This window comes from Rhizobium sp. BE258, assembly GCF_031457345.1.
Lineage (GTDB): Bacteria > Pseudomonadota > Alphaproteobacteria > Rhizobiales > Rhizobiaceae > Rhizobium.
Window position 1 is genome coordinate 368,383 of the sequence record NZ_JAVDWL010000002.1, and the last position, 20,220, is coordinate 388,602.

The 20,220-nt window shown below is 61.8% G+C and carries 22 protein-coding genes; 13 read left to right on the top strand and 9 right to left on the bottom strand.

The features are described from left to right. Positions 1-94: 94 nt before the first annotated feature. The 5 genes from J2X43_RS07040 (at position 95) to J2X43_RS07060 (ending at position 3,306) form a co-directional block, all read left to right on the top strand. The gene (locus J2X43_RS07040) at positions 95-352 is read left to right on the top strand and encodes a hypothetical protein (RefSeq protein WP_310292662.1); all 258 of its coding nucleotides are present in this window, start codon (positions 95-97) and stop codon (positions 350-352) included. Positions 353-421: 69 nt separating this feature from the next. After that, entirely contained in the window at positions 422-778 is a 357-nt protein-coding gene (locus J2X43_RS07045; RefSeq protein WP_310292665.1) for a DUF305 domain-containing protein, read from the top strand. Positions 779-962: 184 nt separating this feature from the next. Next, a complete protein-coding gene (locus tag J2X43_RS07050; protein WP_310292667.1) occupies positions 963-2,267 on the top strand; it encodes a pilus assembly protein in 1,305 nt (434 codons plus the stop codon). After that, positions 2,264-2,782, top strand: a complete 519-nt coding sequence (locus tag J2X43_RS07055) for a pilus assembly protein (RefSeq protein ID WP_310292670.1) — start codon at positions 2,264-2,266, stop codon at positions 2,780-2,782. The genes J2X43_RS07050 and J2X43_RS07055 overlap by 4 nt, the downstream gene beginning before the upstream one ends. Next, complete coding sequence (locus J2X43_RS07060; protein ID WP_310292673.1) at positions 2,782-3,306, top strand: pilus assembly protein; 525 nt, start codon at positions 2,782-2,784, stop codon at positions 3,304-3,306. Before J2X43_RS07055 ends, J2X43_RS07060 begins: the two co-directional genes overlap by 1 nt. A 7-nt stretch (positions 3,307-3,313) precedes the next feature. Here the strand turns inward: J2X43_RS07060 and J2X43_RS07065 are convergent, their stop codons facing one another. Next, positions 3,314-4,363: an aldo/keto reductase gene (locus J2X43_RS07065; RefSeq protein ID WP_310292676.1), complete on the bottom strand. Its 1,050-nt coding sequence runs from the start codon at positions 4,361-4,363 to the stop codon at positions 3,314-3,316. Between the two features lie 239 nt (positions 4,364-4,602). Between J2X43_RS07065 and J2X43_RS07070 the strand changes: the two genes are divergently transcribed. Beyond that, positions 4,603-5,307, top strand: a complete 705-nt coding sequence (locus tag J2X43_RS07070) for an HAD family hydrolase (protein ID WP_310292678.1) — start codon at positions 4,603-4,605, stop codon at positions 5,305-5,307. A 1-nt stretch (position 5,308) separates the two neighbouring features. Here J2X43_RS07070 and J2X43_RS07075 read toward each other — a convergent pair whose 3' ends face one another. Together J2X43_RS07075 and J2X43_RS07080 are read right to left on the bottom strand one after the other, a co-directional pair. After that, the gene (locus J2X43_RS07075) at positions 5,309-5,812 is read right to left on the bottom strand and encodes a hypothetical protein (protein ID WP_310292681.1); all 504 of its coding nucleotides are present in this window, start codon (positions 5,810-5,812) and stop codon (positions 5,309-5,311) included. Continuing rightward, positions 5,809-6,438: a DNA-3-methyladenine glycosylase I gene (locus J2X43_RS07080; protein ID WP_310292685.1), complete on the bottom strand. Its 630-nt coding sequence runs from the start codon at positions 6,436-6,438 to the stop codon at positions 5,809-5,811. Before J2X43_RS07080 ends, J2X43_RS07075 begins: the two co-directional genes overlap by 4 nt. A 211-nt stretch (positions 6,439-6,649) precedes the next feature. Between J2X43_RS07080 and J2X43_RS07085 the strand changes: the two genes are divergently transcribed. The 3 genes from J2X43_RS07085 (at position 6,650) to J2X43_RS07095 (ending at position 9,200) form a co-directional block, all read left to right on the top strand. Further along, entirely contained in the window at positions 6,650-7,408 is a 759-nt protein-coding gene (locus tag J2X43_RS07085; RefSeq protein WP_310292688.1) for a L,D-transpeptidase, read from the top strand. Between the two features lie 144 nt (positions 7,409-7,552). Further along, positions 7,553-8,215, top strand: coding sequence for a L,D-transpeptidase (locus J2X43_RS07090; protein WP_310293759.1), 663 nt, complete (start codon positions 7,553-7,555; stop codon positions 8,213-8,215). Positions 8,216-8,537: 322 nt separating this feature from the next. Beyond that, positions 8,538-9,200 carry a porin family protein gene (locus J2X43_RS07095; protein WP_310292690.1) on the top strand — a complete coding sequence of 221 codons (663 nt, stop codon included), beginning with the start codon at positions 8,538-8,540 and terminating at the stop codon, positions 9,198-9,200. A 9-nt stretch (positions 9,201-9,209) separates the two neighbouring features. On the opposite strand, the gene J2X43_RS07100 is transcribed toward J2X43_RS07095, so the two are convergent. The 4 genes from J2X43_RS07100 to J2X43_RS07115 form a co-directional block, all read right to left on the bottom strand. Further along, the gene (locus J2X43_RS07100) at positions 9,210-9,641 is read right to left on the bottom strand and encodes a hypothetical protein (protein WP_310292693.1); all 432 of its coding nucleotides are present in this window, start codon (positions 9,639-9,641) and stop codon (positions 9,210-9,212) included. Between the two features lie 38 nt (positions 9,642-9,679). Then, positions 9,680-10,990 (bottom strand): glycolate oxidase subunit GlcF, encoded by a 1,311-nt coding sequence (gene glcF / locus J2X43_RS07105; protein WP_310292695.1) that lies wholly within the window; start codon positions 10,988-10,990, stop codon positions 9,680-9,682. A gap of 141 nt (positions 10,991-11,131) precedes the next feature. Next, positions 11,132-12,340 carry an FAD-binding protein gene (locus tag J2X43_RS07110; RefSeq protein WP_310292698.1) on the bottom strand — a complete coding sequence of 403 codons (1,209 nt, stop codon included), beginning with the start codon at positions 12,338-12,340 and terminating at the stop codon, positions 11,132-11,134. Next, positions 12,337-13,776 carry an FAD-linked oxidase C-terminal domain-containing protein gene (locus J2X43_RS07115; RefSeq protein WP_310292701.1) on the bottom strand — a complete coding sequence of 480 codons (1,440 nt, stop codon included), beginning with the start codon at positions 13,774-13,776 and terminating at the stop codon, positions 12,337-12,339. Before J2X43_RS07115 ends, J2X43_RS07110 begins: the two co-directional genes overlap by 4 nt. Before the next feature lie 132 nt (positions 13,777-13,908). Between J2X43_RS07115 and J2X43_RS07120 the strand changes: the two genes are divergently transcribed. Together J2X43_RS07120 and J2X43_RS07125 are read left to right on the top strand one after the other, a co-directional pair. Next, positions 13,909-14,805 carry a LysR family transcriptional regulator gene (locus J2X43_RS07120; RefSeq protein ID WP_310292704.1) on the top strand — a complete coding sequence of 299 codons (897 nt, stop codon included), beginning with the start codon at positions 13,909-13,911 and terminating at the stop codon, positions 14,803-14,805. A gap of 33 nt (positions 14,806-14,838) precedes the next feature. Continuing rightward, positions 14,839-15,750: an agmatinase gene (locus tag J2X43_RS07125; RefSeq protein WP_310292707.1), complete on the top strand. Its 912-nt coding sequence runs from the start codon at positions 14,839-14,841 to the stop codon at positions 15,748-15,750. 2 nt (positions 15,751-15,752) lie between these two features. Here J2X43_RS07125 and J2X43_RS07130 read toward each other — a convergent pair whose 3' ends face one another. Both J2X43_RS07130 and J2X43_RS07135 read right to left on the bottom strand, forming a co-directional pair. Further along, positions 15,753-16,964, bottom strand: a complete 1,212-nt coding sequence (locus tag J2X43_RS07130) for an adenosylhomocysteinase (protein WP_310292709.1) — start codon at positions 16,962-16,964, stop codon at positions 15,753-15,755. Between the two features lie 35 nt (positions 16,965-16,999). Beyond that, positions 17,000-17,881 (bottom strand): LysR substrate-binding domain-containing protein, encoded by an 882-nt coding sequence (locus J2X43_RS07135; protein WP_310292712.1) that lies wholly within the window; start codon positions 17,879-17,881, stop codon positions 17,000-17,002. Between the two features lie 260 nt (positions 17,882-18,141). Here J2X43_RS07135 and J2X43_RS07140 point away from each other — a divergent pair, with 260 nt between their 5' ends. Both J2X43_RS07140 and J2X43_RS07145 read left to right on the top strand, forming a co-directional pair. Further along, positions 18,142-18,654, top strand: coding sequence for an NUDIX hydrolase (locus J2X43_RS07140; protein ID WP_310292715.1), 513 nt, complete (start codon positions 18,142-18,144; stop codon positions 18,652-18,654). 63 nt (positions 18,655-18,717) lie between these two features. Further along, positions 18,718-20,217, top strand: a complete 1,500-nt coding sequence (locus J2X43_RS07145; protein ID WP_310292718.1) for an anion permease — start codon at positions 18,718-18,720, stop codon at positions 20,215-20,217. The last annotated feature ends 3 nt before the right edge of the window (positions 20,218-20,220 follow it).

A 20,220-nucleotide genomic window follows, 5' to 3' on the forward strand; every position in this document is an offset into this window, starting at 1 on the left:
CATAGCGATGATATTCGGCTGGCTGACGTTCAGTGCGTCCGCCTGGGCAGGCTGTCCGATGTGCGCTGCGATGAGCCAGCCGTCGGCATCAGAGATGCAGCACGGTATGCATGGTATGGCCGATATGCCTGACTTGGTGACGGAGCACAGCGGTCACGAGATGTCGAAGGACCCGTGCTCGCCGGGCAATCCAAGCCATATGTCGATTTGCTCCTACTGCGTGGTAACGCCCGCCGCTGTGATGATCAGTGACGGCGGAAAGCACGTCTTTGCCTATCCCGCACCGGCAGCCGCAAAGGCGCTTGCCGATCTGCGTCCCGCCCCGCGGGCGCCCCCTCCCCGCTTCATCTGACAATCGCGCGATACGGCCGCACGAACATGATCGTGCAATCCCTTTTGTCAGACAGAGGAAGGACCTCGCATGTCTATGAAAATCATCGCTCTGATCTCCACTCTCGCCTTTGCCGCTCCGGCCTGCGCCGAGAACATGCAGATGGACATGAGCAAGCCGATGGGCGGCCACGGTGCCTCCAGCCATGCCTTTGCCGAGGCCAATGCCAAGATGCACAAGAACATGATGATCGAGATGACCGGCAATGCCGATGTCGATTTCATCCGCGGCATGATCCCGCATCATCAGGGCGCGATCGACATGGCGAAGATCGAGCTGCAATACGGCAAGGATCCGGAGATTCGCAAACTGGCCGAAGCCGTCATCAAGGCTCAGGAAACTGAAATTGCTGAGATGAACGCATGGTTGAGTGAAGACACCAAGTAATCAATCATGAAGCGAGGCGCCAGTTCTGAAACTGGCGCCTTGGTTATATAGATTTCGCGCTTAGCGATACTTCTGCAATCAAGATGCTATTATTGCGTTTTATTTAGAACGACTTAGTAATGTTTTGATTACGAAATTCTAATTTATGTAAAATACAAATCGTCTCATCAAGTTAGGGAAATCGATGAGACATCTTCTTTCGAAAGCGCGCAGGCTCGCCCGCGAGACCAACGGCAATGTCGCCATGGTCTTCGCCCTGCTGCTCGTTCCGCTGATTGCCATGGGCGGCGCCGGCATCGACCTGGCGCGCTATGAAGCGATCCGCGTCGAGATGCAGGATGGCCTCGATCGCGGCGTGCTGGCTGCCGCTTCGCTTTCCCAGAAGGAGAAGCCCGAGGATACGCTGCGCAGCTTCATGAAGAACCTCGACTATGCGCAGGACATCGCCCTCAACTTCACCGAGACGAAGGGCCTGAATTCGCGCAAGATCAATGCCAGCGCCGCCTATGTGATGAACACCACCTTCATCCACCTTGTCGGCGTCCGTCAGCTGAGTGTCGCGGCTGTCTCCACCGCCGAGGAAGCCAAGCAGAATATCGAGATGTCGCTGATGCTGGATATGTCCGGCTCGATGAACGGCAACCGCATCAAGAACCTGAAGAAGGCGGCCCAGCAGTTCATCGATCAGGTGCTGACCGACGAGACCAAGGATTATACGACGATCACCATCGTGCCCTATTCAGGTCACGTGAATATCGGCGCGGCTGTCTTCGACAAGCTCGGCGCCAAGCGCGATCATTCGAACTCGTCCTGCGTCGAGCTCAGCACCACCGGTTTCGGCGGCGGCGTGCCGAGCTTCAAGGACGCGGCGCAGGTTCCGCATTTCACCCAGTGGAACTATGGACGCACTGATCTGAAGCCCTGGTGGTGCCCGGTGGAATCGACGGCGATCACCTATTTTTCCAACGATGCGACCTATCTGAAGAACCGCATCACACAGCTCGAACTGCATGATGGCACGGGTACGCAGAATGCCATGCAGTGGGGCTACATGCTGCTCAATCCGGGTGCCAAGACCATCGTCAATGCCGCGATCGACGCCAAGATGATGGATGCGAAATTCGCCAACCGGCCGGCGGCCTTCGGCGATCCGGATACGATGAAGGTCATCGTGCTGATGACGGATGGCGCGATCACCGAGCAGTATCGCCCGAAAGACTACAGCCGCCCGGTCAGCCAAGCGCCTGACAACAAGCAGATCATCAACTCCACGGATACGGCGAAGATGCTGTCTTCGGTCTGCACCGCGGCCAAGACCAACGGCATCACCGTCTTTACCATCGGTTTCGAAGTGAGCGGCAATGCGACGACGCAGATGACCAACTGCGCCACCAGCCCCGGCCATTACTATCCGGCGTCGGGCTCCGGCATCGGCGATGCCTTCAAGTCGATCTCGACCTCGATCAAGAAGCTGAGGCTGACACAGTGACCCGCATTCTCAATCGTCTCAGACGTGATCGCGGCGGCGCGGCCGGCATCGAATTCGCCATCCTGGCGCCGATCGTCTTCTCGCTTGTTTTCTCGACCTTCGAAGCGGGCTGGATCATGACGCAATCGATCATGCTCGACCGCGCCGTCAGCCGCGGTTCGCGTGCGCTGCAGGTGGCGGGTTCGAACTTCACCTATGATGATTTCAAGAAAAAGGTCTGCGACGAGGCGATCATTCTGACCAACTGCCTCAAATCGATCCGCATCGAATTCACGCCGATCAGCAAATCGACCGACTTTCCGACATCCGAGACATCCTGCGTCGACCGCAGCGTGAATATCGATCCTGTCACCACCTATACCGGCGGGCAGCGCTCGCAGATCGTCTTTGCGCGCGCCTGCTATGTCGTCGATCCCATCGTCCCCGGACTTGGCTTTGGACTGGCGATGCCGAAGGACAGTACCGGCGGCGTTCGCCTGACATCGCGCTTCGCGTTCGTGAACGAGCCAGGCTGATGATCACGCTTCTCAAAGACTTGCTGAAAAGCCGCTCCGGCGCCTCGGCGATCGAATTTTCCTTCGTCGCGCCGGTGATGATCTTCTTCTTCATCGGCAGCGTCGCCGTGTTCGACATGTTCCGGACCTATCAGAACATCGTCGAGGCCAATGGCGTTGTCGCGGACGTGATCTCGCGCCAGACCTCGATCGATGCCACGTTCGTTTCCAATATCTACGGTGTTTTCACCAACCTGCAGCAGAACAGCACGGCGCCTAGCGCGCTCAGGATTTCCAGCATCAAGAAGACGGCTGGTGTCTACAAGCTGGACTGGAAGAAGGAGAGCGGCACCGTCAGCCTGTTGAAGGCGCAGGTGCTCGACAGCTCGACGCTGCCGCAAATCACCGACGGCGACTCGATCATCTATGTCGAGGGAGCCACGACCTACACGATGCTCTCCAACATCCTCGGCTTCGGGCAGATGACTTTCGCAGAGCGGGCATTCACGCGACCGCGCTTCATCAGCGCGGTCGCATTCAACTAACTTAAAATCAAGCCTTCGGCTCGAACGGTTCCGGGCGGCGGCCGGCGCCCTGACGGGCAACCATCCAGCCGGGATACTCAGGCGCCAGCGCGCTGACGTCGTCGAGCTTTTTCAGGTCGTCGGCATCGAGCTTGAGGCCCGTCGCTGCAAGGTTCTGATCGAGCTGCTCGATCCGCTTGGCACCGATGATCACAGTCGTGACAAAGGGCTTGGCCAGCACATAGGCGAGCGCCACAGTTGCGACGCTGACGCCGTGCTTCTCGGCCACTTCGCGCATCACAGCGACGCAGGCCCAGGCACGGTCCTTGTCGACAGGCGGGAAGTCGAAGGTGGCGCGGCGGCCCTCGCCGTTGCCGGGGGCGCCCGGACCATACTTGCCGGAAAGCAGACCGCCTGCCAGCGGCGACCAGACCATCAGGCCGAGCTTCTCCTCGTTCATCAGCGGCACGATCTCGCGCTCGAGATCACGGCCGGCGATCGAGTAGTAAGCTTGGATCGTCTCGAAGCGGGCAAAGCCGCGGCGTTCGGAAATGCCCAGCGCCTTGGCGATCCGCCATGCCTGCCAGTTGGAGACGCCGACATAGCGCACTTTGCCCTGGGCGACGAGATCGTCGAAGGCGCGCAGCGTTTCGTCGATCGGGGTGACGGTATCCGTCGCGTGGATTTGGTAGAGGTCGATGTGATCGGTCTGCAGCCGCTTCAGGCTGGCATCGACGGAATCCATGATGTGGCCGCGCGAGGCGCCACGGTCGTTGGGCTTGCTGCCCATCACGCCGTAGACCTTGGTGGCAATGACGACGTCCTTGCGGGGGACATTGAGGTTCTTCAACGCCTGGCCGAGGAGCAGTTCGGATTCGCCGAAGGAATAGACGTCGGCGGTGTCGATGAAATTGACGCCTGCGGCCAGCGAGCGCTCGACGATCTTGTCGGCGGCGGCCTGATCGACATCCGCGATGGCGCCCCAGGGGCTGCCTTCATTGGCTTCACCGAAGGTCATCGTTCCCAGGCAGATTTCGGAAACGAAAAGGCCGGTATTTCCAAGCTGATTGTATTTCATGAGGAAATTTCCTTGTGACTGCCACAGGCGGGGGTGCCCATGGACTGCTGAACGCAATCTTTTGATTATTGGCCCGCATGGCAGGCATAGCCGGGCTGGCTGCTGATGAGGCACTTTTTACGTAAGCGCGCCCGGCGGCATTTCAACAGCATGCGGCATCCCGTCCGTCAAAAAACAAAGCCCTTGTCTCGAACGGCCACGCCGATAGATTCAGGGCGAGGGAATTGCAGGAGCATCCGATGAGCAAGCACGCGCTGACGACGATCGGCTTCGATGCTGATGATACGCTCTGGCAGAACGAGCAATATTACCGGCTGACGGAAGCGCATTTCACCGAGTTGCTGGCTGATTTTGCCGAGGGGCCGAAGATTTCGGAGCGGCTGCTGGAAGCAGAGAAGCGCAACCTCGCCCATTACGGCTTCGGCATCAAAGGCTTCACGCTGTCGATGATCGAGACGGCGATCGAGATGACGGATGGCAGCGTCCCGGCTGGTGTCATCGCACAGATCCTCGATATCGGACGCGATCTTCTCTCCCATCCGGTCGAAACCATGCCGCATGTGCAGGACACGCTGGAGGCGTTGGCCGGAAACTACCTGCTGGTGCTGATCACCAAGGGCGACCTGTTCGACCAGGAGCGCAAGCTGGCGCAATCCGGCCTCGGCGATTTCTTCGATGCCGTCGAGATCGTCTCGGACAAGACGGCGGTCACCTACCGGCGGATTTTCTCGAAGGTGGGCGACGGGCCGGAACGGGCGATGATGGTCGGCAACTCGCTGAAATCGGACATCGTGCCCGCCATTGCCGCCGGGAGCTACGGCGTCTTCGTGCCACATGAGCTGACCTGGGTGGTGGAGCATGTGGAGGAGCCGTCCGACGCGCCGCGCTTCCGCAAGATCGCCAATCTTGGCGAGTTGCGCAGGCTTCTCGATCAGTTGGACTGACCTACTCCTCTTCGTCCGCGCCTGATTTCGGCGGAAACAGCGACGGCCGCTGCGGCTCTTCAGACTTGGCCGCAGGCGGCGCGGTGCCGGGCGCCTGAGGCTCGATCATCAGCGTATAGGGAGCGCCGAGGCCGCGCCGGGGAGAGACCTTCGAATAATAGGGCCGCAGCATCCAGGTCGTGTCTTCCTTGGCAATGGTATCGAGGACAGAGCCGTCCTCATCCGTGCCGAAGAATGCCTCGTCATCGCCCTTCGACAGATCGAAGATCGCCAGAAACGCAAACTGGCTGCGTGTCGTGAAGCTGATCTTTACATGCTGGCCGGCTTTGACAGGTAGCGTAAAGACATGGCTGTTGCCGAACTTCGTCCAGCCCTTGATCTGCATGGTCACGGCCGGAAACTGAAGCTTCTCCAGCTTCTCGCCGGGATCGAGCTGCGGCGCTTGGGCGAAGGCGGGAAGCGCTGAAAGAACCATCAGAGCGCCCGTCGCAAGCAGTTTTCTCATGGACGCACCAGTGCCTTCCGTATCGCTTCCACCTCTGAGCGGCAGAAGCAGCCCTCGACGTGATCGTTGACGAGCCCCATCGCCTGCATGAAAGCATAAACTGTGGTCGGGCCGACAAAGGTCCAGCCGCGCTTCTTCAAATCTTTGGAAATGCGGACGGAAACCGGCGTCGTCGGGTTGGCGGCGATGTAGGCGCGATCAACCATACCGGGACGATCGCCAGTGCCCGGCTCATAGCTCCAGAAATAACGGGCAAGCGAGCCGAATTCCTGTTTCAGTGCGATGGCGCGCCTGGCATTGTTGATCGTCGAAACGATCTTGCCGCGATGGCGGATGATGCCGGCATCGGCGACGCAGCGCTCGATATCCGCGTCGTCGAAGAGCGCGACCTTCTCGAAATCGAAACCGGCAAAAGCGGCGCGGAAATTCTCCCGCTTTCGCAGGATCGTCAGCCAGGAGAGGCCCGATTGAAAGCCTTCGAGGCAGATCTTCTCGAACAGCCTGATATCGTCGGTAACCGGGCGGCCCCATTCCTCGTCGTGATAGCGCATATAGTCAGGAAGATTGGCGTGCCAGTGGCAGCGGCTCTTTCCGTCGTCACCGGTCGTGATGCCCGTATCGCTCATGCTTCCCCACTGATTTTACGCTTCAATTGCGGCTTTACCATTTAGAAACCCCGTTTCCAAACCGAACAGTAACCCTGACGAAAAGTTTATCCGGTGCTTCGCAGTTTAATGAATCGATCTTTACCATTCGCTGGCCGGAGCGGTGGCAGCATCCGGCCAGGCGGAAATGCCCGCCCCAGCATTTTCGGTCATATGTAGAGAGTTCCGTCCGATGATGAAATCCGTTTTGATTGCCGCAAGCCTGATTGGCCTGCTTGCCTCGCCTGCCCTTGGTGACGATCGCTATGCGACCCGCCCGCCCGTCGTCCTCAGCCCCGATCTGACCGCGCCCTGGCTCAACCAGCTGGGCGGCAGCAACGTGCGCCCTGTCGTCTATCAGCGCCCGGTCATTCAGCCGCAGCGCCGCGGGCTGTTCCAGTATCAGCAGCGCATCGTGCGCCGTGCAGCCCCTGCCGGTATTCAGCAGGTTGCGGTCGTGCGCCCCGGCGCAATTCCTGTTGTCCGCGAGCAGTTCGATCCGCAGTTCCTGCCGCAGATGGTCGATTACGACACCAAGGAAAGGCCCGGCACGATCGTCATCGATACCAACAATCGCTTCCTCTACCTCGTGATGGCGAATGGCAAGGCCCGCCGCTACGGCGTCGGCGTCGGCAAGCCGGGCTTCGAATGGGCCGGCGAGCACAAGATCACCCGCAAGGCCGAGTGGCCGGATTGGACCCCGCCTTCCGAAATGATCAGCCGTGAAGCGGCCAAGGGCCATTACCTGCCCGCCCGCATGGATGGCGGCCCGGAAAATCCGCTTGGCGCCCGCGCCATGTATCTCGGCTCGACGCTCTATCGCATCCACGGCACCAATGCGCCCTGGACGATCGGCAATGCCGTATCGTCGGGCTGCATCCGCATGCGCAACGAGGACGTGACTGACCTTTACGAGCGCGTCAATGTTGGCACCCGCGTGATCGTGATCTAAAGATCGCAGGGCCGCGGCGGGCCGTTGCAAGAACGGCGCGCCGCGGCACAAAAACACGCGCAAACCCCTCTGAAGCTTGAAATCCGGGGCAAATTGGCTAGCTTGGCGGTCATCCTGGATAGAGGGGAATTGAGAATGAAGCATATCATACGGCTCGCGGCCGCCTCTGCGATTGCGCTGGCCTGCACAATGAGCCTCGCCCATGCCGAGCCTCAGTTGACGGCAACAGACGCGGTTCGCGGCGTCAAGCAGGTGAAGACCGTCAAGCCGCAGTTCAAGAAGCGCGTCGTCCGCCTCGTCACCGACGAAGCGCCTGGCACCGTGATCGTCGATACGACCAACAAGTTTCTTTACCTCGTCGAGGGCAACAACCGCGCAACCCGCTATGGCATCGGCGTCGGCCGCGAAGGCTTCGGCTGGTCCGGTGTGGTGAAAGTCGGCCGCAAGGCGGAATGGCCCGGCTGGACGCCGCCGCCAGAAATGCGCGCCCGCGAAGCCAAGGCCGGCCACAAGCTGCCTGCCTTCCAGCCCGGCGGCCCGGACAATCCACTCGGCGCCCGCGCCATGTATCTCTACCAGGGCGGCCACGACACGGCCTTCCGCATCCACGGCACCAACCAGCCCTGGACGATCGGCCTCAACCTGTCTTCGGGCTGCATCCGCATGGTCAACAACGACGTGCAGGATCTCTACGAGCGCGTCCCCGTCGGCACCAAGGTGATCGTCGTCGGTCCCGGCAACAAACAGGGCAACGTCGCCTTCCAGGACCGCGGCATCGATGTTCTCAGGACGCTGTTTGGCGGGTGAAAACTGTCAGGTTGATGGAATTGAAGAGGGCGCTTTCTGGCGCCCTTTTTTGTTTCAGTGCCTACCATCTTCCTCATCCCTGTGCTTGTCACAGGGATCCAGCGCGCTCAAGTCTTTGGGCGCAGGAGAATCCCTCGCCTCATAGTGAGTCATTCACCGCGCAGACGCGCGGTGGCCTGGATTCCTGTGACAAGCACAGGAATGAGGGTCGAGAATGGGAAGGGCTCTCCACCCACCATAAATCTCACAGCCCACCGCCCCTGCAATAAGCCTGTTACACAACGCGGGATAGATTTGCGGTACTGCCATCCGGGGATAATCCATGCGCCGCGCCGTTCGCCTGTCCGTGTTTGGGCTTGCCGCCCTTGCCTGTCTCGCCTCGCCTGTCCTTGCCGAGGACCTGCAATTCTCCGTCTATGGCGGCTACCAGACGGCGCCCCATAGCGGCGTCGATCTGTCGGACGGGACGCATTTCACGGCGGGGTGGGAGGGCAAGTCCTTCGGTTCGCCACCTTATTACGGCGCGCGGGTGACGTGGTGGCTGGAGGATTTGGGCCATCCCAATCTCGGCCTGTCGATCGACTATACGCATGACAAGGTCTATGCCGACGACAAGACGCTGGCGGCTTCGGGCTGGTCGCATTTCGAATTCACCGACGGGCTGAACCTTCTGACGGCGAACGCGCTCTACCGCTTCCCGCAGGACGGCGGGCGATGGACGCCCTATCTCGGCGCCGGCGTCGGGGTGAACATTCCGCATGTCGAGGTGACGCGCCCATCCGGCACGACCTTCGACTACGAATTCGGCGGCGTGACGCTGCAGGCGCAGGCCGGCGTCGATTTCCGCGTCAGCGACCACTGGTCGACCTTCGTGGAATATAAGGGGACCTATTCCAAGGTAGATGTGCCGATCGACAGCGGCGACCGGTTGAAGACCGATATCTTCACCAACGCCGTCAATCTCGGCGTTTCGTTCCACTGGTAAGCAAGAGGCTTACTTCGAGCCGCAGCTGACCTTGCCGCTTGCGGTGAACGGCTTGGAACCGCCTGTTACAGTCATCCCATAGGTGCCGCTGAAGGCCTTGCCTTCACCTTCGGCCATGACCACCATGTTCAGCGCTTGGCCGGATGTATCGTCACCGCCGTCATCATAGATTTCCATGCGCAGCTCGCCACCGTTCGACCACCGGTTCGTCAGGTGGCTGGAATTGAAGACGCGCTTCTTGAACTGGTCGGGCACAGAGCCGTCCTTGATCATCAGACCGCCGCGGAAGTGGTTCAGCACATGGCCGCCGTCCGCCTTGAAGCCGATCTCGACTGTGAAGCGGGTGGCTGCATCGTCGGCCGAGCAGAAATAACGGCTATCGGCATGCGCGGTGCCTGCGGCACCGAAAAAGACAGAGAGCAAAAGAAGTGTACGCCGCATAGCGCTGAATCCCATGACCGGCCGACAACCGGCCGAACTCAGGCTATATGCAAATCCATTAATTTTTGAGGTACAGGACCACCGTAGGCCCAATCGATCAATTCTACGGTATGGACGATGGGGATACCGGTGCCTGAGGCAATCTGGGTGATGCAGCCGATATTGCCGGTGGCGATCACATCCGCCTTCGTTGCCTCGATATTCTTGACCTTGCGGGCCTTCAGGGCAGCTGAAATATCCGGCTGCATGATATTGTAGGTGCCGGCCGAGCCGCAGCAAAGATGGCCTTCTGCCGGATCGCGCACGGTGAAGCCCGCCGCCTTCAGGAGCTGCTTCGGCGCCATGGTGATCTTCTGGCCGTGCTGCATCGAGCAAGCGGAGTGATAGGCGACGGTGACGCCCTTCGGCATATGCGAGGGCAGATCGAGCGGTGCCAGATATTCGGTAATGTCCTTCGCCAGGCCGGAGACGATGGCGGCCTTTTCGGCATAGGCCGGATCGAGGCGCAGCATGTGGCCGTAATCCTTGATCGTCGTGCCGCAGCCGGAGGCGGTGATGATGATCGCATCGAGAGCGCCGTTTTCGATCTCCCGCGTCCAGACATCGACATTGGCGCGGGCGCTGGCCAGAGCCTGCTCCTCGCGGCCCATATGGTGGACGAGCGAACCGCAGCAGACTTCGCCTGTGGGCGCCACGACCTCGACGCCGAGGCGAGTGAGCAGGCGGATGGTCGCCTCGTTGATCCCGGGGTCGAGAACCGGCTGGGCGCAACCGGTGAGGATCGCGACACGCGCTTTCCGTTCGCCTTCGGCGGGATGATTGCCGGGACGTGAATAGATGGAAGGCGGCGGCACCTGCCGGGGCGCCAGCGCCAGCATCGCCGCGAAGGGTTTCAGGGCCGGAGCGCGCATCAGGCTGCGGAACGGGCGGCCGAGACGGGCAAGCCGCAACGCCAGGCGGAAGCGGCCGGGATAGGGCAGGACGGCAGCGAGGATGCCGCGCGTCAGCCGGTTCATGAACGGCCGTTTGTACGTCTTTTCGATATGGGCGCGGGCATGATCGACAAGATGCATGTAATCGACGCCGGACGGACAGGTGGTGACGCAGGCCAGACAGGAGAGACAGCGATCGATATGGGTGACCACCTCGGCATCCGCCGGGCGATCGTTTTCCAGCATGTCCTTGATCAGATAGATGCGGCCGCGCGGGCTATCGAGCTCGTTTCCGAGCGTCACATAGGTCGGACAGGTGGCAGTGCAGAAGCCGCAATGGACGCATTTGCGCAGAATCTTTTCGGATTCGGCGACATGGGGGTCGGTCAGTTGCTCGGCGGTGAAATTGGTTTGCATCAGTGGTATCCCGTCGAGGCTTGGTGGGTGGGGTTACCCCTCAGCGATAATTGGTGCAGCGAGCGGGCGCCTCTGGCCAATCTCCCCCCTTGAGGGGGAGATGTCCGGCAGGACAGAGGGGGGTGCCCCGCATACTCGAACTCAGCCATCACAACCCATCTTCCCCGGATTGAAAATCCCGGCCGGATCGAACTTTTCCTTCACGCGGGCCGAGAGCATTGCCACTGCTTCCGGCTGCGGCTGGAAAGCCGCCACGTCAGCACGCATCACTTCCGAAGCACGCATCAGCGTTGCATGCCCGCCGCCGAGCGCCTTGATGAAGCGGCGCAACAGGCCGGCTTCGGGATCGGCCTCCATTCGCATCCAGACGAGGCCGCCCTGCCAGTCGTAATAGGCGTCGACACCGGCTTCGAGCCGCAGCGCGGCGACAAGCTGGTGGCCGGCGGACGGCGCAACGGAGACGCGCCAGACGGGGCGCATCGTGTCATCGGCATAGGGAAAGACATCGCGGATTTCGCGCCAGAGCCCGCGGCTCGCCTGCTGATCGAGCTTGGTGACCGGACCGAAAGCGGCCATCGCCTTGGCGAGCTTTTCGGCACGCACCTCGACGGAACCCGGCAGCCCCTCGAGACGAAGTACGGTTGCCTCGCCTTCGGGCAGCGTGCCGCCTGCAAAGCGCCAGGTGACCGTCATCGGCAGATGCGCCGCACCCGAGACCTCGACAGATAGCGCCATGGCGGCAGCCATCGCATTGGCGGCTTCGGCATCGTTGAGGCCGGATATGACGAGCGTCTCTTCGGCTTTCGGACGCGGCGGAACGCGGAAGGTCACTTCGGTGAGGAAACCGAGCGTGCCGTGTGAACCCGCCAGCAGCTTCACCAGATCGAGACCGGTGACGTTTTTCATCACCCGGCCGCCGTTCCTGATAATCTCGCCGCGGCCATTGACGAAGCGGATGCCGAGCAGACTGTCACGCGCCGCACCCGAAACGAAGCGTCGGGGGCCGGAGACATTGGCGGCAAAGACCCCGCCGATCGTCGGCTCGCCCGAGGTGCCCATGACCCCGCGGTGATCCATCGGCTCGAAAGCCATCATCTGGCCGTTCTCGGCAAGGGCGGCTTCGATCTCGGCAACTGGCGTACCGGCACGCGCCGTCATGACCATTTCGCCTGGATTATAGGCGACGATGCCGGAGAGGCGGGTTGAGCGGAGCGTGTCTTCGGCAGCGACAGCATTGCCGAAACCGGCGCGGGTGCCGCCGCCGGAGATGGCGAGTGCTCTGCCTGATGCGGCGTGTTCGCGGATCAGCCCTGCGGCTTCGTCTTCGCTCCGGGGGAAGAATTCACTCATGCGGCCGGCCGTCCATCGAGCGGGAAAACCTTGGAAGGATTGAGGATCCAGCCCGGGTCGAAGGCAGCACGCGCCGACATCTGCTGTGCCAGGTCCACCTCGGAATATTGATGGCGCATCAGGTCGCGCTTTTCGATGCCGACGCCGTGTTCACCGGTCAGGCAGCCGCCGGCATCGACGCAGAGTTTGAGGATTTCGTTCCCCGCGGCTTCGGCGCGGGCGGCATCTTCGGGGTCGTTGGCATTGAAGAGGATCAGCGGGTGCATGTTGCCATCGCCTGCATGGAAGACATTGGCGACGCGCAGGCCGTAGTGATCGACGATCTCGGCGGTCTTCTTCAACACGTAGGAAAGCTGGCTGAGCGGCACTGTGCCATCCATGCAGATGTAATCGGCGATGCGGCCGGTCGCGCCGAAGGCGGATTTGCGGCCCTTCCAGATCAGCGCGGCCTCAGTCGCCGACTGGCATTCGCGCACGGTCTTGACCCGATGCTTGCGGGCGATCTCGACGATGCTCTTCAGCATGTCGTCCATCTCGGCTTCCGAGCCCTCGACCTCGACGATCAGGAGCGCGCCGACATCGAGCGGATAGCCCGCATGGGCGAAGGCCTCGCAGATCTCGATCGCCGGCTTGTCCATGAACTCGATGGCGACGGGGATGATGCCCGAGGCGATGACATCGGCGACGCAGGAGCCGGCGTCTTCCGATGTATCGAAGCCGAAGAGAACCGGTCGGGCGCCTTCGGGCTTGGCGATCAGGCGGACCGTCGCTTCGGTGACGATGCCGAGCTGGCCCTCGTGGCCGCAGACGAGGCCAAGCAGGTCATAGCCGCCGGCATCCAGCGCCTTGCCGCCGAGCTCGATGACCGTGCCGTCGGTCAGCACCATCTTGACGCCCAGCAGATTGTTGGTCGTCACGCCGTATTTCAGACAGTGGGCGCCGCCGGAATTCATGCCGATATTGCCGCCGATGGTGCAGGCGAGCTGCGAGCTCGGATCGGGCGCATAGAAAAAACCGTCTGCAGAGACGGATTCAGAGATGTTGAGATTGGTGACACCCGCCTGGACGACGGCGACGCGGTTTGCGAGGTCGATTTCCAGGATGCTGTTCATCTTCGACAGGCCGATGACGACGGCATCCTCCTGCGGGATGGCGCCGCCCGAGAGCGAGGTGCCGGCACCGCGCGGCACGACCGGGATGCCGTAGCGATGGCAATATTTCATCACGGCAGCCACCTCGGCCGTCGAGCGCGGCAGGGCGACGGCGAGCGGCAGGCGGCGATAGGAGACGAAGGCATCAGTCTCGAAGGGCACCAGTTCGCGCGCCTCGTGCACCAGACATTCCGGCGGCAGCAGATCGATGAGATCACCGACGATCTGGCTGCGGCGGGCAAGCACATCGGCGCGCGGAGCAAGAAAGGAAATGGTGTCGGACATGGCGCGCTTCCTCCCGATTGGCAGCGAGGCCGGCCTGTCCTCCGTGGCAGCCGGTTTCACTCGGCTTAACACTTTCCCGAAACCGGCGCAAATGCTAAGCACTTATGCCTAAAGGGGAAACAGTGCCGCACCATGACCAATCTGGGTGATCTCGAGATATTTGCCAAGGTCGTTTCGACCGGCAGCATGTCGCTTGCCGGGCGGGCGCTCGGTTTTTCCCCTGCCGTCATCTCTAAGCGCATCAAGCGGCTGGAAGACCGGCTCGGCACGCGCCTCCTGCAGCGCACGACGCGGCAGATTTCGCTGACCGAGGCGGGCCAGGGTTTCTACGACCGGGTGCTCGGCATTCTGGCCGGGCTTGAGGAAGCCGAATATTATATTTCCGGCCGCTCGGCGCAGATGCACGGCACGCTGAAGATCTCGGCACCGACTTCTTTCGGCCGCATGCATATCGCCCCGCATCTGAAGCGCTTCATGGAGGAGCATCCGGAGCTGGCCATCAATCTGGTGCTGACAGACGAGTTTAGCGACATTGTCGGCGGCGGCTTCGATCTGGCGATCCGCATTGCCGAGCTCACCGATTCCAGCCTGGTAGCCAGGCGTCTGGCGCCGGTGCGCCGCCTGCTCTGCGCCGCGCCGTCCTACATCGAGGCGCATGGGATGCCCGCGAACCTCGACGACCTGAAGAACCACCGCTGCCTGCCCGCGCACAACAATGATGTCTGGCGGCTGGAAGGACCTGACGGCGCCATGACGCTGCGGCCGGAGGGCATGCTGATCACCAATTCCAGCGAGGTGATCCGCGAGACGGTGATTTCAGGTATCGGCATCGCGCTGCGTTCCACCTGGGATATCGGCGAAGAGCTGAAGAGCGGCAAGCTGGTGCAGGTGCTGCCGGAATATGAGGGCTCGCGCAATGTAGCCCTCTCGGCAGTCTATCCGAGCCGGCAATTTCTGCCCGCCAAGGTGCGGCTGTTCATCGATTATCTGGCGGAGCTTTATGGGCCGGTGCCCTACTGGGAGCTCTGACGCCTCCACCGCCGATCACATCTGGAGACTGACATGACTGCTTCGCCTCTTTTCCTTGGCCTATCCGACCGTCTCGATGACGGCGGAACGCCGCGCATGGTGATCTTCGGCGCCGGTCACGGCACGACCTATCCCGGCAAGGACAGCAGCGGCTATGCGGGCTCGGCCAACACAATCCGCGCGGCCAGCCAGGAAGATGCGGGGCTGATCGAACATTGGGATTTCGATCTCGGCGGGCCGTTGTTCGACGGCAAGCCGGTCTGCTGCGTCGATGCCGGAGATTTGCCGACCGACGCTCGGAACAACGCCGGAAACCGGGCGCTGATCGAGGCGAAAACGCGGGAGGTGCTGGCGATGTCTGCAGTGCCGATCCTGCTTGGCGGCGACGATTCCGTGCCGATCCCTTTCCTTGCCGGTTTCGCCGGTCACGGCCCGATCTGGATCCTGCAGATCGACGCCCATATCGACTGGCGCGATGAGCTGCATGGCGAGCGCCAAGGCTATTCCAACCCGATGCGGCGGGCGAGCGAAATGGCGCATGTCGCAGGCATGGTGCAGGCCGGTATCCGTGGGGTCGGCAGTGCGCGCCGCGCGGAGGTCGAGGCGGCTAAGCGTTATGGGAGCCATCTCGTCACCGCCCGGGAAATTCATGCACAGGGCGTCGAGGCGGCGCTGCGGCATATTCCTGAAGGCGCGCAGGTGGTGATCACGCTCGACTGCGACGGGCTCGACCCCAGCGTCATGCCAGGCGTCGCGGCCCGCACGCCCGGTGGGCTGACCTACACGCAGGTTATCGACCTTATCGCGGGCGTGGGCCGTCGTGGCAGGATCGTTGGCTTCGATCTCGTCGAACTCTATCCGCCAGCCGATATCGACGGGATTTCGGCGCTGACGGCAGCGCGGCTGCTCGTCAACGCAATCGGGACGATCGTCCGCCAGGGCTGAGCCTAGCGCGCGAGATCGAGATAGGCGCTCGCCACCATCGCATCGATATCTCGAGGCACCGGCACGATGCAGGCCTCAGGTCCCGCTCCGCGCTTGGCAACCCGTTCGAGGCAGCGGGCCTGCAGGGTGAAGCCGAGGTCCATGGATTCGACGGAATTGCCGAGGGGGCGCGGTCCTGCGAGGTTGGCCATATGGCCGCCGCCGAGGATATGGATCGAGCGGCCATCCTTGAGATGCAGGGTTTCCATGACATCGGCCTCGTAGCGGTCGATGGCGACGACATCAGGATGGGCGCGGAAGCCCGATACGTCGATCTCCAGCGGGAAATGGCCGCCATTCATCAGGATCGCGCCGTCCTTGATCAGCGGCAGGTCGGCGACAGTGACGATGCCGGGGAAACCGGTGACGGTGATCAGGATATCGGCAGAGCGGATCGCATCCTCGCGAAGCGGCGTGACAAAGCCATCGAGATGCGCTTCCAGCGCCGTGACCGGATCGATATCGACGACGCTGACGGTGGAGAAAGCGTTGCGGAAGCTGGCGGCCGTTCCCTTGCCGCAGGCGCCGTAGCCGAAGACGGTGACGCGCTTGCCGTTGGTGGAACGGTTGGTGAAGCGCATGTAGCTTTCGAACAGGCTCTGACCGACGGCATGCTTGTTTTCGGCGAATTGCTTGATCGGGCTGTCGTTGATGACAAGGATCGGCATGTTCAGCTTTTCCCGCATCGGCAGCAGGCGGGTGCGGCCGGAGGTCGTCTCTTCGGTGCCGCCGAGCAGGTTGGCATAGGGGCGTTCCGCGGCGATGGCGAAGAGATCGCCGCCATTATCGAGCAGCAGGTCGGGCTTGGCATCGACAACGGCTTCGAGGCTGCGGTGATGCTCGGCAGGATCGGTGGTCTGCGTGGCGAAGACGGTGATGCCCTGGGAGCGGAGATAGTCGACCGTCGATGGCTGGGTGCTGTTCAGATTTCCGGTGCAGACGAGCTTGGCGCCGCCGGCACGCAGCGTCGTCAGGAGCGCCACCGTCTTCGGCTCCAGATGGATACCGGTGCCGATCGTGAGGCCTTCGAAGGGGCGGGTGCGTTCGAATTCGGCGGCCGTTGCCTTCAGCAGACGGCAGCTGTTTCCGATCCAGTCGATGCGGGTGGCGGTATTTTCCATGATGGTCTCCTGTCGCTGATGACCGTCATAACGCCCACCGCGACCGCGCGGCATGGATAATCCGCTGCCGATACGGCAGTAAATCTGCCCTATTCGGCCCCCTCGCCTGCCTTGACCAGCCAGTCGCGCAATGCGGTGAAATGCGGCTTTCGAAAATCCGTCGTGCGGCAGCAGAGGCTATAGCCTGCCGGACGGCGGATGAAGCCGAAGGGAGCAGTCAGAATATTGCGCGCCAGATCATCCTCGATCGACGCGCGCGGAGCGAGTGCCACACCGAGGCCGGATCGGGCCGCACCGAGCGCCAACAGCAGATCCTCGAATTCCTGACGGCGGGCGAAGCTGACTGCCGGTGTGCCGCTTTCGGCAAACCATTCGTCCCAAAGCTTCGGCACGCTGCGGCTGACGAGCATGGCAGCCGTAGCCATCCCCATGGGATCGCTGCCGAAGGTGGCGGTAAGTTGGGGTGCTGCCACCGGACCGAACTCGTCTTCCATGAAGCGGATGGCGGCCACACCGGCCGAGGGGCGGTACTCGCCCCCCATGATGACGGCATCGAGCTCCGGATGCTGCAACAGCGGCTCGGCGACCGCCATCGGCACGATATCGATCTCGGCATCGCCAAGCGCCCTTTGCAGGCTGCCGATGCGCGGCATCAGCCACCAGATGCCGAAGGCAGAGGGAACGCCGAGACGGAGCTTGCGGCTATCGTCCTTCTGCAGGTCACCGGCGGCATGCTGCAACAGGGAGAACGCCGCCGTTGCCGCTTCGGCAAAAGCCCTGGCCCGGTCGGTCGGCACGAGGCGGCGGCCTTCACGGTTGAAGAGCTTCTCGCCGAAATAATTCTCGAGTGCCGCGATCTGCAGACGCACCGCGCCGCGCACGACACCGAGCTCTTCGGCAGCCCTGAGCACGCTGCCCTTACGGCAGACGGCTTCGAAAGCTCTGATTGAATTGAGTGGCGGAAGGCGCATGGCGGTCATCAACAGGAAACGATATCCCCAGATTGATATGGGCATTGAACGAAAGGCAAGAAGGCCCCATATTGAACACCTGTGCAAAGGCGGAAACAGAACAGGTTTTGCCGGAATTTCGACCCGCTGCGGCGTGAGATTTGCCTATTAAAAACCATAGCCGCGTTATGCACCGTTAAATGGCGCATGGATCGCGCAAGCTTTCCAGCACATGCTAATATTAATGATTCTTTGAAACGACTCGAAAGGTGACCCGACAGTTGACTCTTCTCTCCCGCCTCGCCTCCGACATGCAGCTGATGTTCCGGCGTCCGCCGAGACAGCAGTATGCTGCGCTGTGCTACCGGATGAAGAAGAAGGGCACCGAGGTCGAGGTTCTCCTGATGACCAGCCGTGATACCGGCCGCTGGGTCATCCCCAAGGGCTGGCCGATGAACGGTAAGTGCTCTTATGAGGTCGCCGCCCGCGAAGCCTATGAAGAAGCAGGCGTGCGCGGCAGCGTCGAGCACGAGACGCTCGGCGCCTACAGCTATCCGAAGGTCCTGAAGGATGGACTGAAGGTGAGCTGCAAGGTGCAGGTCTATGCGCTCGAGGTTTCCGAGCTTGCCAAGAACTTCAAGGAAAAGGGCGAACGCACGATCGAGTGGGTTTCCTGCGACGAGGCCTGCAAGCGGGTCCGCGAGCCGGAGCTTCGCGACGTGTTCCTGCAGTTCAAGCGCCGCATCGACGAACATCTTCAGGCAAGCCGCGCCAAGCAGATTCCGGCGGAATGATTCCTGCCATCTTGCGCTGTTAGGAATGATAGCGTTAAAGCAGGATTCCTCCCAGGAAAGAGCATGGCCGAGAAGACACCTGTCCTTACAAAACGCACGCTCGACAAGGACCTCGACAAGTATAGCCATGTCGAGGATGCCTCGAAGTTCGTTGCGCGCAAGCTGATCGCACCGGGCATCGGCCTGGTGTTCCTCGGTCTCGCGATGCTGTTTGCCGGGGTCTACGTCTTCGACCGGCCGAGTGCGGTGCTGATCATCGCCGCTGCCGCGCTTGCCGCCTACATGGCAATGAATATCGGCGCGAACGACGTGACGAACAATGTCGGCGCCGCCGTCGGTGCACGCGCGATGACGATGGCGCAGGCGCTGGTGATTGCCGCGATCTTCGAGATCCTGGGTGCTACGATCGCGGGCGGCGAAGTGGTGAAGACCATTTCGTCCAGCATCGTCGATGCCGTGCAGGTTCCGGAAGGATTGCTTGCCTGGATCATGATGGCGGCGCTGATGGCGGCCGCGTTGTGGATCAACCTTGCGACCTGGCTGAATGCACCTGTTTCCACCACCCATGCGATCGTCGGCGCGGTCATCGGCGCCGGCATCGCTGCCGTCGGCCCGGAGCCGGTCAACTGGCGGGTGATGGCGGAAATCTCGTCGAGCTGGGTGACGTCGCCGATCATCGGCGGCGTGATCGCCGCCGGTCTGCTGTTCCTCGTCAAGACCTTCGTCATTTATCGCGACGACAAGATCGCGGCGGCCCGGCGCTGGGTGCCTGTGTTGATCGCGGCAATGGCCGGCGCATTTACGGCCTATATGATCCTCCAACTCACGACACCGGACCGTTTTCCGGCAACGACGGTGCTGGCCTATGGGCTGGCGACAACCGTTGTCTGCTGGCTGATCGCCCGGCCGATCGTACGCCACCAATCCGAGGGGCTCGAGAACCGCAACAGCTCGTTGCGTATCCTGTTCAAATATCCGCTGATCGGCTCTGCCGCCCTGCTCTCCTTCGCCCATGGTGCAAACGACGTTTCGAACGCGGTCGGCCCGCTTTCGGCAATCGTGCGCTCGACGACGCTTCTGCCTGTTCACGGGGAGATCGCCCCGCCGCTCTGGGTGATGCTGATCGGCGCTCTCGGCATCTCGGTCGGTCTGCTGCTGTTCGGCCCGCGCCTGATCCGTCTCGTCGGCGAGCAGATCACCAAGCTCAATCCGATGCGCGCCTATTGCGTGGCGCTGTCGACCGCCTTTACCGTCATTCTTGCCTCCTGGTTCGGCCTTCCGGTCAGCACGACGCATATCGCGGTCGGCTCGGTCTTCGGCGTTGGGTTCTTCCGCGAATGGTACACCCGCAACTCGAAGCGCCGCATCGCCTATATGCGCCATAAGGCCGAGAGCTGGGCGATCGACGAACCGGCCGATCCGAACGTCCATGAAACCCGCCGCCGCTATCTGGTGCGCCGGTCGCATTTCATGACGATCATAGCCGCCTGGGTGATCACCGTGCCGGCCTCGGGCGCGCTTGCGGCGCTGCTCTATTGGGTTATGTTCGCCCTCTTCGTTTGACCG

Excerpts from the sequence above, each read along its gene's own strand:
- J2X43_RS07040 (WP_310292662.1), top strand. The coding sequence starts at position 95 with ATGCAGCACGGTATGCATGGTATGGCCGATATGCCTGACTTGGTGACG.
- J2X43_RS07045 (WP_310292665.1), top strand. The coding sequence starts at position 422 with ATGTCTATGAAAATCATCGCTCTGATCTCCACTCTCGCCTTTGCCGCT.
- J2X43_RS07050 (WP_310292667.1), top strand. The coding sequence starts at position 963 with ATGAGACATCTTCTTTCGAAAGCGCGCAGGCTCGCCCGCGAGACCAAC.
- J2X43_RS07060 (WP_310292673.1), top strand. The coding sequence starts at position 2,782 with ATGATCACGCTTCTCAAAGACTTGCTGAAAAGCCGCTCCGGCGCCTCG.
- J2X43_RS07065 (WP_310292676.1), bottom strand. The coding sequence starts at position 4,363 with ATGAAATACAATCAGCTTGGAAATACCGGCCTTTTCGTTTCCGAAATC.
- J2X43_RS07070 (WP_310292678.1), top strand. The coding sequence starts at position 4,603 with ATGAGCAAGCACGCGCTGACGACGATCGGCTTCGATGCTGATGATACG.
- J2X43_RS07075 (WP_310292681.1), bottom strand. The coding sequence starts at position 5,812 with ATGAGAAAACTGCTTGCGACGGGCGCTCTGATGGTTCTTTCAGCGCTT.
- J2X43_RS07080 (WP_310292685.1), bottom strand. The coding sequence starts at position 6,438 with ATGAGCGATACGGGCATCACGACCGGTGACGACGGAAAGAGCCGCTGC.
- J2X43_RS07085 (WP_310292688.1), top strand. The coding sequence starts at position 6,650 with ATGATGAAATCCGTTTTGATTGCCGCAAGCCTGATTGGCCTGCTTGCC.
- J2X43_RS07095 (WP_310292690.1), top strand. The coding sequence starts at position 8,538 with ATGCGCCGCGCCGTTCGCCTGTCCGTGTTTGGGCTTGCCGCCCTTGCC.
- J2X43_RS07100 (WP_310292693.1), bottom strand. The coding sequence starts at position 9,641 with ATGCGGCGTACACTTCTTTTGCTCTCTGTCTTTTTCGGTGCCGCAGGC.
- glcF (WP_310292695.1), bottom strand. The coding sequence starts at position 10,990 with ATGCAAACCAATTTCACCGCCGAGCAACTGACCGACCCCCATGTCGCC.
- J2X43_RS07110 (WP_310292698.1), bottom strand. The coding sequence starts at position 12,340 with ATGAGTGAATTCTTCCCCCGGAGCGAAGACGAAGCCGCAGGGCTGATC.
- J2X43_RS07115 (WP_310292701.1), bottom strand. The coding sequence starts at position 13,776 with ATGTCCGACACCATTTCCTTTCTTGCTCCGCGCGCCGATGTGCTTGCC.
- J2X43_RS07120 (WP_310292704.1), top strand. The coding sequence starts at position 13,909 with ATGACCAATCTGGGTGATCTCGAGATATTTGCCAAGGTCGTTTCGACC.
- J2X43_RS07125 (WP_310292707.1), top strand. The coding sequence starts at position 14,839 with ATGACTGCTTCGCCTCTTTTCCTTGGCCTATCCGACCGTCTCGATGAC.
- J2X43_RS07130 (WP_310292709.1), bottom strand. The coding sequence starts at position 16,964 with ATGCCGCGCGGTCGCGGTGGGCGTTATGACGGTCATCAGCGACAGGAG.
- J2X43_RS07135 (WP_310292712.1), bottom strand. The coding sequence starts at position 17,881 with ATGCGCCTTCCGCCACTCAATTCAATCAGAGCTTTCGAAGCCGTCTGC.
- J2X43_RS07145 (WP_310292718.1), top strand. The coding sequence starts at position 18,718 with ATGGCCGAGAAGACACCTGTCCTTACAAAACGCACGCTCGACAAGGAC.